The 15,984-nt window shown below is 40.4% G+C and carries 17 protein-coding genes and 1 pseudogene; 6 read left to right on the top strand and 12 right to left on the bottom strand.

The window, feature by feature from the left end; genetic code table 11:
- Positions 1-122: 122 nt before the first annotated feature.
- From FN782_RS06895 to FN782_RS06885, 3 genes are all read right to left on the bottom strand, one after another.
- Positions 123-833, bottom strand: a complete 711-nt coding sequence (locus FN782_RS06895; RefSeq protein WP_142505029.1) for a B3/B4 domain-containing protein — start codon at positions 831-833, stop codon at positions 123-125.
- Between the two features lie 63 nt (positions 834-896).
- Positions 897-1,517, bottom strand: coding sequence for a LysE family translocator (locus FN782_RS06890; RefSeq protein WP_142505088.1), 621 nt, complete (start codon positions 1,515-1,517; stop codon positions 897-899).
- A 385-nt stretch (positions 1,518-1,902) separates the two neighbouring features.
- Positions 1,903-2,526, bottom strand: coding sequence for an FMN-binding negative transcriptional regulator (locus FN782_RS06885; RefSeq protein ID WP_142505028.1), 624 nt, complete (start codon positions 2,524-2,526; stop codon positions 1,903-1,905).
- A gap of 120 nt (positions 2,527-2,646) precedes the next feature.
- Here FN782_RS06885 and pdxR point away from each other — a divergent pair, with 120 nt between their 5' ends.
- On the top strand, positions 2,647-4,029 hold the full coding sequence (gene pdxR, locus FN782_RS06880; RefSeq protein WP_142505027.1) for a MocR-like pyridoxine biosynthesis transcription factor PdxR: 1,383 nt from the start codon (positions 2,647-2,649) through the stop codon (positions 4,027-4,029).
- A gap of 130 nt (positions 4,030-4,159) precedes the next feature.
- Here the strand turns inward: pdxR and FN782_RS06875 are convergent, their stop codons facing one another.
- The 6 genes and pseudogenes from FN782_RS06875 to FN782_RS06850 all read right to left on the bottom strand — a co-directional run bounded on the left by FN782_RS06875 (position 4,160) and on the right by FN782_RS06850 (position 8,443).
- Positions 4,160-5,407 carry an MFS transporter gene (locus FN782_RS06875; RefSeq protein ID WP_142505026.1) on the bottom strand — a complete coding sequence of 416 codons (1,248 nt, stop codon included), beginning with the start codon at positions 5,405-5,407 and terminating at the stop codon, positions 4,160-4,162.
- An 81-nt stretch (positions 5,408-5,488) separates the two neighbouring features.
- A complete protein-coding gene (locus FN782_RS06870; protein WP_246064874.1) occupies positions 5,489-5,698 on the bottom strand; it encodes a YunG family protein in 210 nt (69 codons plus the stop codon).
- 334 nt (positions 5,699-6,032) lie between these two features.
- Entirely contained in the window at positions 6,033-6,551 is a 519-nt protein-coding gene (locus FN782_RS06865; RefSeq protein ID WP_142505025.1) for a hypothetical protein, read from the bottom strand.
- Between the two features lie 340 nt (positions 6,552-6,891).
- Positions 6,892-7,282 (bottom strand): annotated as a pseudogene (locus tag FN782_RS06860) (hypothetical protein).
- Positions 7,283-7,284: 2 nt separating this feature from the next.
- A complete protein-coding gene (locus tag FN782_RS06855) occupies positions 7,285-7,731 on the bottom strand; it encodes a GNAT family N-acetyltransferase (RefSeq protein WP_142505024.1) in 447 nt (148 codons plus the stop codon).
- A gap of 16 nt (positions 7,732-7,747) precedes the next feature.
- On the bottom strand, positions 7,748-8,443 hold the full coding sequence (locus FN782_RS06850; protein WP_142505023.1) for an ArsR/SmtB family transcription factor: 696 nt from the start codon (positions 8,441-8,443) through the stop codon (positions 7,748-7,750).
- A 94-nt stretch (positions 8,444-8,537) separates the two neighbouring features.
- On the opposite strand from FN782_RS06850, the gene FN782_RS06845 reads away from it, so the two are divergent.
- Entirely contained in the window at positions 8,538-9,149 is a 612-nt protein-coding gene (locus FN782_RS06845; RefSeq protein WP_425462689.1) for a flavin reductase family protein, read from the top strand.
- Between the two features lie 299 nt (positions 9,150-9,448).
- Complete coding sequence (gene yunB / locus FN782_RS06840) at positions 9,449-10,156, top strand: sporulation protein YunB (protein ID WP_142505022.1); 708 nt, start codon at positions 9,449-9,451, stop codon at positions 10,154-10,156.
- 120 nt (positions 10,157-10,276) lie between these two features.
- Here yunB and FN782_RS06835 read toward each other — a convergent pair whose 3' ends face one another.
- Together FN782_RS06835 and FN782_RS06830 are read right to left on the bottom strand one after the other, a co-directional pair.
- Positions 10,277-10,777, bottom strand: a complete 501-nt coding sequence (locus tag FN782_RS06835; RefSeq protein WP_142505021.1) for an arsinothricin resistance N-acetyltransferase ArsN1 family A — start codon at positions 10,775-10,777, stop codon at positions 10,277-10,279.
- A 167-nt stretch (positions 10,778-10,944) separates the two neighbouring features.
- Positions 10,945-11,685 carry an SDR family NAD(P)-dependent oxidoreductase gene (locus FN782_RS06830; protein ID WP_142505020.1) on the bottom strand — a complete coding sequence of 247 codons (741 nt, stop codon included), beginning with the start codon at positions 11,683-11,685 and terminating at the stop codon, positions 10,945-10,947.
- Between the two features lie 117 nt (positions 11,686-11,802).
- Here FN782_RS06830 and FN782_RS06825 point away from each other — a divergent pair, with 117 nt between their 5' ends.
- The 3 genes from FN782_RS06825 (at position 11,803) to FN782_RS06815 (ending at position 14,460) form a co-directional block, all read left to right on the top strand.
- Complete coding sequence (locus tag FN782_RS06825; RefSeq protein ID WP_142505019.1) at positions 11,803-12,657, top strand: LysR family transcriptional regulator; 855 nt, start codon at positions 11,803-11,805, stop codon at positions 12,655-12,657.
- A gap of 110 nt (positions 12,658-12,767) precedes the next feature.
- Positions 12,768-13,151: a MerR family transcriptional regulator gene (locus tag FN782_RS06820; protein ID WP_142505018.1), complete on the top strand. Its 384-nt coding sequence runs from the start codon at positions 12,768-12,770 to the stop codon at positions 13,149-13,151.
- Between the two features lie 115 nt (positions 13,152-13,266).
- Positions 13,267-14,460, top strand: a complete 1,194-nt coding sequence (locus tag FN782_RS06815; RefSeq protein WP_185956102.1) for an MFS transporter — start codon at positions 13,267-13,269, stop codon at positions 14,458-14,460.
- Between the two features lie 308 nt (positions 14,461-14,768).
- Here the strand turns inward: FN782_RS06815 and FN782_RS06810 are convergent, their stop codons facing one another.
- A complete protein-coding gene (locus tag FN782_RS06810) occupies positions 14,769-15,545 on the bottom strand; it encodes a pectate lyase (protein WP_142505016.1) in 777 nt (258 codons plus the stop codon).
- Between the last annotated feature and the right edge of the window lie 439 nt (positions 15,546-15,984).

The following is a 15,984-nucleotide window of genomic DNA, read 5'->3' as shown; positions in this document are numbered from 1 at the left end:
GGTTTGATCAGTTTCTGTAGTAGGGATGGAGGTAGCGAACGCCGATTTTGCCGTCAATAGGTTAAAAAGATGGAAAAATCGGCGTCTATCTTTTATTGTGGACGAAACAGTATTTTTGTCTATTACCCAAAGACTGTAATTCCCCTATTATTAATATCTAACACTTCAATCTTCACAGTACCACCAAGATTCTGTGACACTAAACCAGCCAATTCTTTAAGCGCCATATGAAACTCATCGTTTCTTGTTTTATCTATCAATTCAATACAGAGGAATGCATTTTTCGTATTTTCTGTCAGCATCGTCCTCTGAGCTTCACGCCAATTCCAGCATCTGCATATTACACCATCATCATCTTTATAAACAATTTCACCTTCATATGGCGAAGCATTTTCATCATTTCCCAATGGGATAAACGGTTCATTACCATTTGCCTGCGTTAGCCGAATATCGCCTACAAAAGTGTCGATATCTTCTCCTCCGCACGGAAGCCCATAACGCAATGAAATTGAATTATAGATATCAACAAGTGGGTTTATTGTTCCAATATGATTGCCATTTTTCACTCTTTTTAATAAAGCTTCAATGGAACACCTTGCCCCTTTCTTTGTCTTGAATTTCTTAAAAGCTTCTCGCCAAACGGATATGACTGGATTACTGCTGAATTCCTCCAGACTGATAAATTTATGTGCTTCTTTCTCTGCCTCCTTCAGCAGCTTCTCGTAGATTCCAACATCCCTTATTGAATTGTCAATCCCCTGGCAAATAACAGTGCCTATTTTTGCATGGGGGAATATCGACCAAAAATCATCTTCAATGATAAATTTGGGCATAACATATCTCTCCATTTCATTTTACTTACTGTCTTGGTAAAAACGCTGTTTGTTATAACACTTTTATGTTTTGGAGGGGCTCGCAAAGGCGGAGAATACCCCTAGAACAATATATAAATAACCAGTGACCCGATTCTGTATCCTTGAACTCATTTTGATCCGTTTTCGAATGCTTGCTGCAAGAACTGCATACAGACTATCACTCATAAAGGCTATGATGATAAAGATAACTCCTAAAAATAAAAATTGTATGGTGACAGATCCAGCAGAAGGTGATATAAATTGTGGAAAAAAGGCTAGAAAAAAGAGTGCGGTCTTAGGATTCATTACTTCTACCAGCGCTGACTGGTAAAAAATCTTTAATAATTTTTTGCGAGAGGTTTTTGGAATATCCGAAGTTGATTTGGAAAATAAAGTCTTGCATCCCAGATAGATAAGATAAGCAGCACCCAAGTATTTAACGATATTAAAAGCTGTGGCTGATGTCATAAGGATTGCAGAAACTCCAATTGCCCCAGCTATAACGTGAACAGAACCACCAAGAGATACACCAAGAACGGAAACCAGACCAGCTTTCTTCCCTTGATCGATACTTCTTGCCATAATATAGAACACAGCTGGTCCAGGTATTACTAACAATGTAGCAGCAGCAATTACAAATAGCCAAATAGTTGAAAACTCCATAAAACGCAACTCCTTGTTGTATTTTTGCACCATGATTTAATTGGGTTCCTCCTTGATTGACGAAAGCAAGGTTACACTTCATTGTTAAGGTTCGCTTTCATCAAGGAGACCATTTGTTGCTCGTTTGGAAATGGAAAACAATTATTGACATTGCTGGAGTACATTTAAAATGATATCAATTACATGGTATGATATAATTCAAGCTGACATTTAAAAAGGTACAATACTGAAAAAATGTGCATGTCAGTGAGATGACAAGTGATAAACACCTTTTTTGCTTGGAGGGGCGTCTCTAGCAAAACGGGAATTTACAACGTTCATTGATCTACAAATCCTCCGCCAACTTCACCCCAAAAAGAAAACAAGCCGTATTAATCAGGCTGGATCATTTAAATAACCCTTTCCGTTTCTCATGCATCCACTGAGCAACCTGAGTTTCCCCTTGTTCATTTGATTTTTTAAGTTCGGCAACAATCGATTGATAATCGGTATTGTTGCGATTCTGGCTCATTTTGGCTGCACCTTGAATAGAGGTGATTTCAATTTCAAAACCAACGATTCCTTTCATTTGATTCTCAAGCAACCCAGGATTATACGTATCCCAGAGCCGACCATTTTCTCGGTGAGATTCATACCGTTTAAGCATAGAATCCAAAGCTGATTTCAACTCATCCTCAGTGAGTAAACGCGCTGTTCCATACGCATGTACAGCAAGATAGTTCCATGTGGGAACATCTTCTTTCTCATACCAACTTGACGAAATGTAAGCGTGTGGTCCTTGAAATATAAGCAACACATTACTGTTTTGATCCAACGTTTTCTTCTGTATGTTTCCGTATGCAATGTGCCCAGTCGCATAGATTTTGCCTTCATCTTCACGAATTTCCAACGGAATGTGTGTAGCCAACGGGAGATCTTCATCAACCGTAATCAATAAGGCAAACGGGTAAGACTTCATCATTTGAACTGCCTCATCATGATTCATGCGATATTTTTTAGGAATGTACACAATAATCATCCTTTCAACTCATAATTGAACTTTTTAAGTCCGACAAAAGAATCATATTATACGAATTGACATAAAAAAAGATACAATAACAAGCAAATATACATGTCAGGGGGGATACAAATGAAAAATACCATTTTCACCTTCAAAGATAGCGCTCCTAAATACAAACAAATCTACGAGAAATTCAAATCATTTATTGAACAAGGCGACTTAAAGGCGAATGAGCCATTGCCCTCCATTCGTCAACTTGCAGATTCCTTACATGTAAGCCGGAATACAACATTAATGGCATATGAACAACTTGTTGCTGAAGGGTATATTCGTGGAGAGAGCCGAAAAGGTTATTTTGTAAATAAAATAGAACCCCTTTTATTTCAGGAAGAAGCTCACAGCTCTTCTCATCACAAGCGAACAGAGCAGGTACCACCTGTTCACATCGATTTCCGTGCGGACGTGGTCGACCAATCACATTTCCCTTTAAAAACGTGGAGGAGGATCTCAAATCAAGTATTAGCGGTAAAGGACATCTTTCGATACGGGGAACCTTTTGGCGAATTGTGCCTACGCGAACAAATCGCAGCATATATACTCCAGTCTCGTGGGGTGAGAACAGATCCAGATGCAATCATTATCGGAAGCAGCACCCAACAGATGCTTGTATACCTTGGGCATATACTGAAGGATGAGTTCCAGAGTATTATCGTTGAAGACCCTGGTTACGACGGTGCTAGGAAAGCTTTTCAATTCCATCGTTTTATGTTTGAAACGTTGCCGGTGGATGAAGCAGGTGTGGATCTTTCACAATTGGATCAAATGAAATCACGATTCATTTATGTAACTCCTTCTCATCAAAGTCCAATGGGAGTAAGCATGTCGATACAACAACGGCACATGCTTATTCATTGGGTTAACAAATTGTGTGGATATATTATCGAAGACGATTATGATAGTGAATTTCGCTATACACAAAAACCATTCCCTGCTCTTGCCTCCATTGATTCAGCAAGAGTCATTTATTTAGGGAATTTCTCAAAATCATTTCTTCCCGGAATCCGTTTAAGTTATATGGTATTGCCGCAACCCCTTTTAGACCGTTATAAACATCAATTCCACCTTTTTGAAAGTACCACTTCCATTCTTAGCCAACTTACCATGGCTAAATTTATGGAAGATGGAGAATGGAATCGCCATATTAAACGCATGCGTCTTGTTTATAAACGAAAAATGCAGCACTTAGTATCCGTATTGAGAAAAGAGTTTGGGCAAGATATCTCCATTATTGGCGAGCAGTCTGGTTTATACTTATTAGTCAAAGTACACTTGAAGCGTTCAGAAGAATGGCTAATCGAGCGTGCTTTCTCTTACGGTGTTAAAGTGTATCCCACCTCACGCTACTTCGTTAAAAACAATCCTGATCAACCAATGATTAAACTTGGTTTCAATAATCTTTCTTTTGATGAAATCCAGCTTGGTGTGGAGCTCTTAAAAAAAGCTTGGTCATAAAAATACTCAGGATATCAGGAAGTTGAATGCAGCTTATTTCCGCCTTTACCACCCTGGTCACCGCCGTTGTTTCCTCCACCACTTCCATATGTGGTAACCATCAACATCCAAATTGCTGGAAAGAAATTATTCATTTTCGTGAGATCAAACGTCTCTTATCAGTGCCATATTGATAATCCCGAATGGAAGGTTGGAAAAAGACAAGGAAGCATGTTAGTGCATATAAAGCTGCTGCGAGTATATAAGTTGCCTGGATTCCGATACGATCCGCCAACCACCCCATGATAATATATGTGATCCCCCACCAGGGAGTTAAAACAGCGTTTCTGGCAGCCATGATCCCGGCGCATTCTTCAGGAGAGGTTAAATCTTGAAGAACGGTTTCTTGGCATATATCTCTAGCTTGATAGAGGGGACCCATGAATAGACAGAGTGTCAATGCCAGGATGGCGTTTGAACCCATGGCAAAGAAAAGTGTCAAGACAGCCATTGCCAATGCGCTCAATCCAATTATCCAACCGACTCGTTTTTCCAAGTGCTTTGTGATCGCAACAACTATGATACTGCCAAGAACCCCTCCGAGCCAATAGAAAGCATTGATAAATCCCCACCATTCACTGCCCTTGTTTAATACCTCTTTTGTAAAAGCAAGAATTAACGCACTACTCCACACAGCGTTAGCCAAAGCTTCACTAAGATCCATCATGGTTAGGCTTCGAATAAGATGCACACCAAAAACTTTGCGCCATGCAGATTCAGGGTTCCCTGAAATGTTTTCGTGTTTCACGGATGGATGGATCTGAATCAGGCGAACGAATATTCCTGAAAGTAAAAATGAAACGGAAATCATGATAACAACCATATAGAAAGGCAGGACAACAGTTAAAATCCCGCCGAGTCCCCACCCTGCAACTGAAAACATTTGGTGAATCATATTCAGTGTTCCATTTGCTTTCATATATTCTCTCTTTGATACGATCATTGGTAATAATGCAAAGCGGGCAGGCTGATACCATGCTCCGACAAAGGAGATGAAAAACAGAGTAAGCAGGAGTAAAAACAGATGAATGGTCCCCATTTGAGATAAGAAAACAACTAGCAAACTGGTCGAGAGAGCCCGTGCCCATCCGCTCCAATAAAGGATATTCAGTAAGGAAAATCGATGTATGCGATATGAACCCACAAGCCCCCCGACGAATGAACCAATAGCCATGATGGCCAACACTGAAGCCGAACCGAGGATCGAATCCGTGGATTGATAGACTTCAACCATTACAATCACTTGTAATAGGATACTTGCGAATGATTGTAGGATCTGTGAACCCCAAAGTTTAACGAAATGAGACTTTCGGAACAGGTGTTGAACGGTTGTCTCCATTTTATCTTCCTTCCAGTCTAGTGAGTACAGCCTGCTTCAGGTAATGGTATTGTTTATCGTTTGTATTTGCAAAGGCCTTCGTTATATAAAATGCCAACCTGCCGGTAAAGGGGTTTTCAGGATGTTTCCACCTAATACATCCTGAACGACGAGAGCTGTAACATCACATTGTCCACATGCTGGATTTTCCGGAGCAGATTTGGTGCTGGATTGTTCTGACGAAACATCAAATAGGATCTCAAGAAGTTTTTCGTAAATAGGATTCAACGCTTTAACCCCAACTTTTATCATGTGAACCTCTCGACATAGGAATAGGAGCCCTTCTTGGATCTCATTTCGAATTTCCTCATGCTGTAGGTAGTCACAGGAATATTGTCTTAATGATTTATAAACGGAATAGGTCTTGATTTGCTGAATCGTTTCAGGCTTGCTAGTCTCTGCACACAGAATTTGATTTCATGAATTGCCGATAACGGAAGGATCATCAACGTTTCAACCGGCTTGACCCGGTTTGCGCTTATACATCTAAATGTATTGCTCTTCCTGGATTTATTAAATAAGACACCCACTTCTGTCATCGCACATGACAGAAGTGGGTGTTGCCTAAAGTCGGCTAAATGGTTGCTTAATTGGAACGGACGATAGCGGAAGAAGCCTCATCATTCCAGGTCCTTTCTCCGTCGCCCATTGGGGAAACCAGATTGTAGAGCGCACCTGTGTTCGCTAAGGCCAACGCGCGTCCCTGTGCATTGATGTGCTCATAAATAATCGTGTAATTTCCGTGGGAGTGAGTGCGAATAGAGGACACTTGATCATTGAATTGGCCAAAATTGAAGATCACGGTTGGGTTCCGACTTGCATCTACGTTGAAGCTCCAACCTCTTCCATCTTTATGTTCATAAAAAACGGAGCGAATCTGTTCCTGAATAGAAAATTTGCCTTTAACAGGATGTTCTCTTAAGTATTTCTCAAATGCGGCTTTGCTTTTAAATTCTAAGCTAACTTGTTTTCCTTTCGCATTTTGTTTAAGTACTTGGTATGAAGGAGTGGACTCTGTAGTGGCAGCATCTACTTGACTACCACTCATTGGACTGAATACCACCGCTATGACCAATGCGCACAGCAATAAGGCTACCTTTTTCATATGATACACCCCTAGATTCAAATTTGTTTACCATTACTCTATTATTCATATATCTCCCAACTCCTCCTTTTATAGGGGATTATGATTGCGAAGAATTTGTTAAGACATTTACTGCACATTCTCGGACAATGAATATGTAGCGAAATCATCCACGATTTTCAAGGACTTCTGTCTGTTGCCGCAAAACCCGCCATCTGCTTAGATTCGAATAAAGACTGGGTTCACGTAAATATTCCCCAACACCGCTTGAAGGGCTCCATCATTTCTATGAATATCGTAGAGAGCAGCTACCTTCTTTTTCATTCTTTCGCCTCCATTTTACATCAACTCCATAGGTGCCTTAAAATCCATGGTCAAAATCAATTTCATACAAATCGATCCACTCTATAAATGTGGGTATTGCCTTTTTGGTGATAAACTCATTGATGATGTGATATGCCAAATCGCGATTAACATAACTGCAAGAAGGCACCTTCATAGGCTCTCCTCCCACTAAATGTTCCACGGTTTCTATTTCTCCTTTCTTATTCAGGGGGACGAAATAGTCAGGGTGTCTCATGATAAAAAAGCCATACGGCTCATTATAAAAAAAGATGAACGATTCAGCGCATCCCTCTACTTCAAAACATGAATCTCCACTAATCCTCCCCTTTTTCAAACATAATATTTCTTATCATTTCATTACTCGGATTTTCAATCGGTTCCTCAACAGGGCCGTAGTATGTAAACATGATTATTTTTCCTTATCTAATCTTTTCTCAAGAATGATCTTGGGCTCTCCTTTCTCATCGTTATAGGTTCCAATAACATCAAAACCGTTCTTAATGTTCAGGATGAGCATATGACGCCATTTGTTTTTTGTTTTTGTCTGGACAACCTGGTATCCAGCATTTTTCAAAAATTGATGTTGTTTCTTCATTAACTCTGAAGCAATCCCTAGATCTCTGTAATCTTGGTGCACTCCGCCTAACCAACTGTAAAACTTATGGGGTTTCAGTTCATAACCAACCTTATATCCGACAACTTGTTGTTGATTGATTGCTAAAAGGGTTAACAGCCCTTGTTTGTTTCCCAGTTGCTTCATCAGTGGATTGGAATCTCCAAAAATCTGTTCATGTAGTTGTAACATTCCATGCAACCATTTTTTCGGTGGGATCGATTGAATTTGTATATACTCCATAAATTCACTCCTGATGTCAGACGGTTTCGATCTCAATGGAAAACGTTTCTTTCAAGCCTTTTTGACCGTCCATCGTGATTTTTACTGCTCGTGTTTTAGGTAAACGTTGAATCCAGTTCAATTCCAACAGCCTCTCTAGAAGGGCATTTCCCAATGCTCCAGCAAGGTGGTGACGTCTTTCACTCCAATCTAAACACTTGCGTGAGAATGAACGGCGTTCCTTCTTAACCTTCCCAAGATCAATCTGAAACGCTGTAAAGAACTCCTCTCCTTTTTCTGTAACAATAAACTCATCCTTTTTCTCACCAATAACACCCATTTTATTTAAAGAATCTGTTAATTGTACGCCCAAGTTCCCAGCGAGATGATCATAACATGTTCTTGCCAAACGGATGGCTTTCTCTTCCGACGCTTGTTTTAGTGACTTAACTTCAACGGGTGGAGCAATGGATAGAAGCGATTCCAGGATGTGAGCCACTTCCTGATTTTGAATTCCGTAGTATCGGTGTCTCCCATATTTTTCAACAGTAACGATATTTGCACTAACCATTTTTGCTAAATGGAAACTGGCCGTTTGTGGTTTAATTCCGGCCATATAGGCTAATTCACTTGCAGGATGAAGCCTACCATCTAATAAGGCGGTTAATATGGCTGCACGAGAAGGCTCACTTACAAGCGTAGCAACGATTGCTGCATTTGAGTTGGCCTTCATTTCAATTCCTCCTTAATGTAATTCATATTTCGATAATAATCGAAGTGTTTATGTTTTACAATGAAAAAGAGCAAAAAATGTAGGAGGTATAAACGTGGCTCAAATTCCAAACACAAAAACGATTCAACCGAAGATTTTGTATTACGGTACGCCTGTGATCCTACTAAACACACTAAATGAGGATGGGACGGTAAATATCAGCCCCATATCGTCATCATGGGCATTGGGGGATTGTATTGTATTGGGGATTGGTTTTGGTGGAAAGGGGCTTGAAAATTTGAAACGACATCCTGAGTGTGTGATCAATGTTCCCGATCCTTCTCTATGGGAGAATGTTGAAAAGCTAGCGCCTTACACAGGAAAAAATCCAGTCCCAGATTTCAAGAAGAAAATTGGATTCACATACCGAAAGGAAAAGTATGATGTCAGTGGATTAACGTCCGCCGAGTCTGAAGTGGTAAAACCTACTCGCATTATGGAATGTCCATTACAAATTGAAGCAAAAGTAAAGGGGGTCCGAACCCCTGACCATTCTCCTCACGTTTCTATTATTGAGACTCAAACAATACATGTACATGCTCATCAGGAAATCATAATTGGAGAAAATCATGTTGATCCAAATAAATGGAGTCCGCTCATATATAATTTTCGTCATTATTTCGGTCTGGGTAAGCCATTGGGTAAAAGTTTCCGCTCTAATGTATAAATTGATTTTGTTTCCTGTGGTTCGTATAGTATCTGAAAAAGTTTGTTTCACAAACTTGTTTGTATTAGTTAAAAACTATTCAATTAAACCATTACAAAAGACATTAATTCTACATCATTAGACAAAATCCTCTATTTCATTGGGAAATGATAGAAGACAAGGGTACCACGGTACCCTTGTCTTGATCGGCAAATGTTTCGAGATCTTCGCCTGCTATTCAATGAATGAAGTCTTGTTTCCGCTTTTAGAACATAGAATAAAACAGGTTAGATTGAAGCTCCCCTATAGAGGTGACGGTAATGTTCAGAAGACATAAACGTTTTCGTGGCCCTCGAAAAAAAAGATACTGGATCATTACGATCCTTTCTCTATTCATCGTTGGTCTGATCCTTTTGTTTGAATTACAAGTGGAATCAACCTTGCTAAAACTAGCAAAAAGCCAAGTGAAAAATATTTCTCAAGAAGCAGTATCAAAAGGAATCCAAGACATGCGGCGATCCATGGGGGCGGATCTAAACAAGATGATGTCCATAAAGACAGCCAATGGTCGGGTACAATATGTTCATGTTGATTCCGAAATTCAAGCGAAAGTGTATGATATTGCAAGTCACACCATTCAAAAGGAATTAAAGAAGCTGGAACACAAAGATAATGCCATCCCACTCGGTTCGGTATTGCAAAGCAGTCTGTTTTCCGATGTAGGACCAGATGTCCCCTTACAAATCTGGCCCAAAGGGTCTACTCGGATTGAAATGATCTCGACAATGAAGGAAAAAGGAATTAACACCGTGCAAGTAACCTTGTATTTGCATATCACGAATGAATTGAGCATTCTTGTGCCCGCAAACAACGAAGATGAAATTAAGATTGATTATAGGTACCCAATTGCCTGGACCACCATACCCGGAGATGTTCCCGACAATTATTACTATTATAATAACGAAGGTGACAAAGAAGGAATGGAAGGACCAGTCCCTGTGGTTCCCACACCTCCCCAGAAAGAATAGTAACAATACACTATACCTTTAAAACTGCCAACCAATCCAAATAATAACCGCTTTGTGTAGAGCGGTTATTATTTGGATTGAATACGGTCAGCTATTTTGAACCCCTAAAATCAATGTGGATTATCGGCTAGGTGATAAACACTTCTCCATGACCAGTACATCAACAAAACGACCATCTAACACCCCTTGGTTTTGCAAAACTCCGACTTCTCGGAAACCGCATTTTCTGTATAATCCTTGTCCAAGTTTGTTAAAGGGTAGCGTATAGTGAATCATTTTGTGAAAATGATGAGCTTGAGCTTCCGATTCCAAAGCGTTTAGTAAGCGAGAACCCACTCCCTTGCCTCTCCAGTTTCGATCCACGTAAACTGAAAGATCGACTACCCCGGAATAGGCGCAACGATAGGAATAAGGATTTAAGGAGGCCCACCCGTATACTTCTCCGCCCTGAATCGCGACCAATACTACATACCGAGAGGATCGATCTTTCAGCACCTCTTCCAAGCTTTTGGGTTGCTCCTCCAAAGTGGCAATTCGATCTTCTATTCCTTGATTATAAATGGCTTGAATCTGCCGCCAGTCCTCTTCCTGCGCCTTTCGAATGATCCAAGAATCATTCATGAGATGATCACCGCTTTCCTTTATCACATTTCATGTTTGAATCACTCAGCTGTTATTGCAGGGCATTTATTCGAAAGACCGATTATGGAATAATCAATTAAGCCAATGTACAGTGTTGATTGCTCCAGCCACGACCCCGCTGCTAACAGTGGAAAGAGGTCTTCTCGTCAAAGTGTTTGCCCATTATCAATTGTAATGACTTGTCCGGTGACAGATTCTTGAGTCAATAGAAAAAGAATAGCTTCTGCTATGTTATCCGGTGTTGAAATTCTCTTAAGGGGTAAGTGGCCCGCCAGTTGATACATTTTCTCTTCATTACCAGACCACCACCTTGTATCCACTGCCCCAGGCGAAATACCATTCACTCTGATCGAGGGTGCTAATGCGATCGCTAACGATTTTGTCATTGTGTGAACCGCTGACTTTGTTGCTGCATACGGGATGGATGAACCGATTCCCGTTGTTCCGGCCACACTGCCCATGTTTACAATCACACCCGATTGTTGCTTCTTCATATAGGGAGCAACAACTTTTACACAATGAAACATACCTTTCACATTTACACTGAAAAGAGTATCCCACACTTCATCGGTTACGGCATCAAAGTCATCCATGGGTATTTGAGCTGTAATGCTCGCATTGTTGACTAAACCATCTACTTTCCCAAACGATGTAATGGTTTGGGAAACCATATCATTTACTTCCTTTTCATTTGCCACATTTGCTTTAACAGAAAATGCTTTGCCTCCTTGCTGAATAATCTCCTTGACGACTTCTTCAGCCTCTTTTTCCGATCGGCTATAATTTACAACCACTTTGGCTCCTGCATCGGCAACTTTCAAGGCGGTTGCTTTTCCAATACCCGTACCGCCACCCGTTATGAGGACAACCTTATCTTCTAATTCCATATCAAACCTCCTTACTAAGTTTAATATCTTCCATTATACCTTCCCGCGTTTGAAGAGTATAATACTCAGTAATAAAAGGGGTATCATTTAAAATGATACCCATGGAGGAGTCTTACCTTGGAAAGCCGAGATTTGTGGATTTTTAAACATGTAGCAGAGTTGCAATCCGTATCGAAAGCGGCTGAACAACTGGGCTATGTACAACCCAATGTCAGTCAACGAATGAAGTTTTTGGAGAATGAACTAGGCGTCAAATTATTTATGCGTAACAATCAAGGCGTTACATTGACCGAGGAGGGGGCTGTTTTATTCGAATATACCAATCGTATTATGCGGTTAATGGACGAAGCCAAGTCAAGGATAAACCCTCAAAAATGGAGGGAAACATTAACCATTGGTGCATCACAAACGATTTCTGCCATTAAAATTCCTCAACTGTTTTCATTTTTTTTGAGGGAACATCAACACATTGATGTCAAAGTAAGAATGAATCGTAAACAAAGATTACTGGAAATGCTCTCTTACGGAGAAATTGATGGAGTTTTTTTAAGCGGAACGGATCATTTCCCATTTGAAACCGTCTATAGTTATGTTGAGAAAATTGTACTCATCTCACCGAAACATCATCCAATTGAAAAGCAAAAGGGGCAAGCATTGCTGGTTCATAGCGATCCAAATTGCATTTACAGACGAAAAACGCTGGGTTTTACCAAAGAGCACGGCTTAAAAACGTCATCATTGCTGGAGTTTGATTCGCTTGAATCCATTCTGCAAGCGGTTCATAATGGATTGGGAATCAGTATCCTGCCTGCAGACGTTGCTTATAGTCGAAAAGAAACAGACACTGTTCAATATCAAGAACTGCCTGAAACAATCAAGATCCATTTTGTTGTCCCGTACAGAAAAAAGCAATCTCAAAGCCTGAGAAGGTTTATTCATTTTTTACAATCAATCAGAGTGAGCAAACTTTGATACTTCCATTCTCTCTCATGGGTGATTGCTCCTAATCATTCGTTGTAGCGCTACCTACAGCTTTAAATGGCTTCTACCAATAAATAGATCAGCAATGAAAGGGTTAAACGATGCGTATAGGAGAATTGTCGAAAAAAACGGGTGTTAGCGTTCGTTCGTTACGCTATTATGACAAACAAAACCTTTTACACGCCAAGCGATTGGAAAATGGCTATCGATCTTTTGATGAATCAAGTGTTGAGCGTGTACGTTTAATTCAACTGTACTTGGGATTGGGACTAAACAGTAAACAGATTGAACAGATCCTCCGTTGTAAAGACCATCATCAGGTTCCAGAAGAAGATGATCTGTGTGAAGAATTATTAGACCTTTATCGCAACCGTTTGCGTGAAGTTGATGATCAATTACATCTGTTACTGGATGTGAAGAAACGACTGCAAGAAAGCATTTACAGTATAGAAGAGAGAATAAAAGAATATGAAGACAGCCAATAAAAGCAGCCTTCCCAACTGGAAGGCTGCTTTTATTGGTAAAAACCTTGACCCTAACATTGGTGTCAGGGTTTACAGTGAAGGAAGTATTGGATTTAATTTTTTGGAGGTTGAATCAATGAGCACAAATCGGCCGTCTAAGACCATTCTTTCTATACTGGCTTTTTGTTCATTTTTGGTAGGTTTTGATTCCATGGTTACGGTACCTTTGTTACCTGAGATTTCGAGGAACACTGATATGCCTTTAAAGCTTGGCGGTCTCCTTTATGCCAGCTATGCCATCGCGTATGCTGTTTCCGCTCCAATAATGGGAGCTGTTTCTGATCGGTGGGATCGAAAAAAGATGTTATGCTTGGGATTGCTGGTCTTTTCAATTGCAACTGCCCTTGTAGGTTTCAGTAAAACATTTGTTACCTTGATTCTTTTCCGTGTTCTATCTGGAATAGGAGCAGGGATGATTGAACCGAGTGTCTATTCCATTGTGGGAGATTCCTACTCCTACGAACAGCGTGGGAAAGCGATGGGGATTGTTACTGCAGCCTTGATTTCTTCGGCAGTTATTGGGGTTCCGCTAGCTGGGTACATCGCTGAACTAGGGAGTTGGAGCTGGTCTTTCTGGGTGATCGCCATCCTCTCTTTCATCACATTTTTTCTAGCTAAAAAAATCCTTCCTTCTTATTCAGCAAAAACAGAGTCCAAGGAAACATTCCAATCATTGTCTAAACAATTCCACTTCGTGCTGTCCAATTCTGCAGTTTTCCTTTCTCTGCTTGCTTCTCTGTTGTACTTCGGCGGTTTACAGGGGATGTTTGTTTTAATAGGCGTCTATTACTACACCTTTTTCGATTTGACTGCCGGACAAACAGGGATGATTCTTATGATTGCAGGAATTGGAAGCGTCGTTGGGAGTATATTGGGAGGAGAGGCTTCAGACAGATGGAGCAAGAAAACGGTGTTTGTTCTCGCGAGCCTTTTGGTATCCGTTTCTGTACTGTCTCTTTCTCTGTTTACACAGATTTTATGGTTGGCGATTACAATCCATATACTTTGGGCAACATTCTTTGGAGTCGGACAATCCGCGTTCACGGCCTTGATATCTGAATTAAACCCTGATGCACGGGGAACGGTAGTGTCACTGAATAGCTCTGCTATGTACATTGGTTCTAGTCTGCTATCAACAATTGCTGCAATATTACTCACACAAAATGGCTTTTTTGAAATTGGAATGATGTGTGCAGCTGCTACAATATCCGTTATCTTCATTACCATTGTAGGGGTTCGTGAGGTTCAAGCAAAAAGCAGCCAGACATGATATGCCACTTTTTTGGAAAATTTATCACTTATTTATTTGACTCGCAAACTAGTTTATTGAAATTTTTTTACGAAGAAACCATATTAGATAGGTCCCCTCTAGTGAGGTGGTTCTCTCCTTTTTGATTTTCCTTGGATCACTTTTCATTTTAATCTTGAGTTTTTACTGGATAACTCTTTTTTATCAGTTAAGTTACCCAGTAATCAAGAAGTTCAGGCCGACGTTCATAACAAACAAATTCCCACTTTCGAGCGTCATTTTCGACGCTCGAAAGTGGGAATACAAACCCATGGTTAAACAATCCGAGATCAGATGCCCAACCATCCCATGATACTGGAAAGGAACCCTTTCTCTTTAAATTCTGAGTCTTCTTTCTCTTTTTTTTGAACTTCCGAGGCTTCTTCCATGTTGTTACCGATGTCCGTATTGCCTCTTTCGGTGACGTGTTTGACTCCTATCCATTTTTCTCCCACGTTTCCGTATTTGGTATTGACCATGGTCACTTCACTGGTGTTGCTGTCCGTTCTGAAAATGGCCTCTTTCATATTGGTGATGGTGCAATTTTCAATATAAACAGATACTTTATATTTGGTTCCACCATTTTGGCGAATGAATTTTCCGGCGTTATCCCCTTTGAAATTATATACCTTGAAGGTGGACGGGGCGTTGATCTGGAATATTTTGTCATCGCCTTTTTGTGCCGAACCGCCTTTAATGGTCACCGTTCCCTCTTTTTTCACCGTCAGCGCATCTTCACCGATATCTTCCCACACGACATTTTCAACAAGGCAATCACCGTAGCAATGAACCCCATCCGCAGCTGGAGCACCGAGTACCACGTTTTTCAAAGTGGCGCCTTCCTCCAGCCTAAAGAGTGGTTTTTGATCTTCATCCTGGCTGCCGTCTCCCAATTCGGGTCCGGCAATATACCTCTGCCCTTCACCATCGAAGGTTTTCCCGGCTTCCACTACGATGGTTTCATGGAGAACTTCATCATCATCTGCCGCTTTTGTAGTTGCGGGAAAGAGACTGAACGCAGCAACCGTCAGACCCAACACTAGAGACCAATTCAGCCATTTTTTCATAGATTCAACCTCCTGCTTTCTTAAGATGGTTAAAAAATATCGTTTACGCACTAGATTATAATATTAAAAAATATATTTTACAACCATAAACATTCAATTAAAATAAACAATTTTTCAGGTGAAAAAAAGGTCTGCCAGTATAGTGGTTACTGTATAATATCGGTTCTTTTTGTATACCGGAATCGATTCCTTCTATCTCTGTCAGTAAACAAAGGAATGGGAAGAGGAATACAAAAAATTATATACAATCTTTTAATTTACTTCATATATCCCACCAAATGCATCATAAATTGGATTTGGCCTAGTTCTATCCTCAGAGAATTACGAAAGATAGGGTACCTCATTGCGAATGTAGCAATGCTTCGGCGTGCCCAAACATCTTTGCTAAACTTGATTGTTAAAATTGCCCAGAGGAAAGCGAAGAGTGATCCAAGAGATT

It is taken from the genome of Melghirimyces algeriensis (assembly GCF_900182565.1).
Taxonomy (GTDB): Bacteria; Bacillota; Bacilli; order Thermoactinomycetales; family DSM-45169; genus Melghirimyces; species Melghirimyces algeriensis.
The sequence above is the reverse complement of the archived record's forward strand: the minus strand, read 5'-3'. Positions and strand labels throughout refer to the sequence as shown.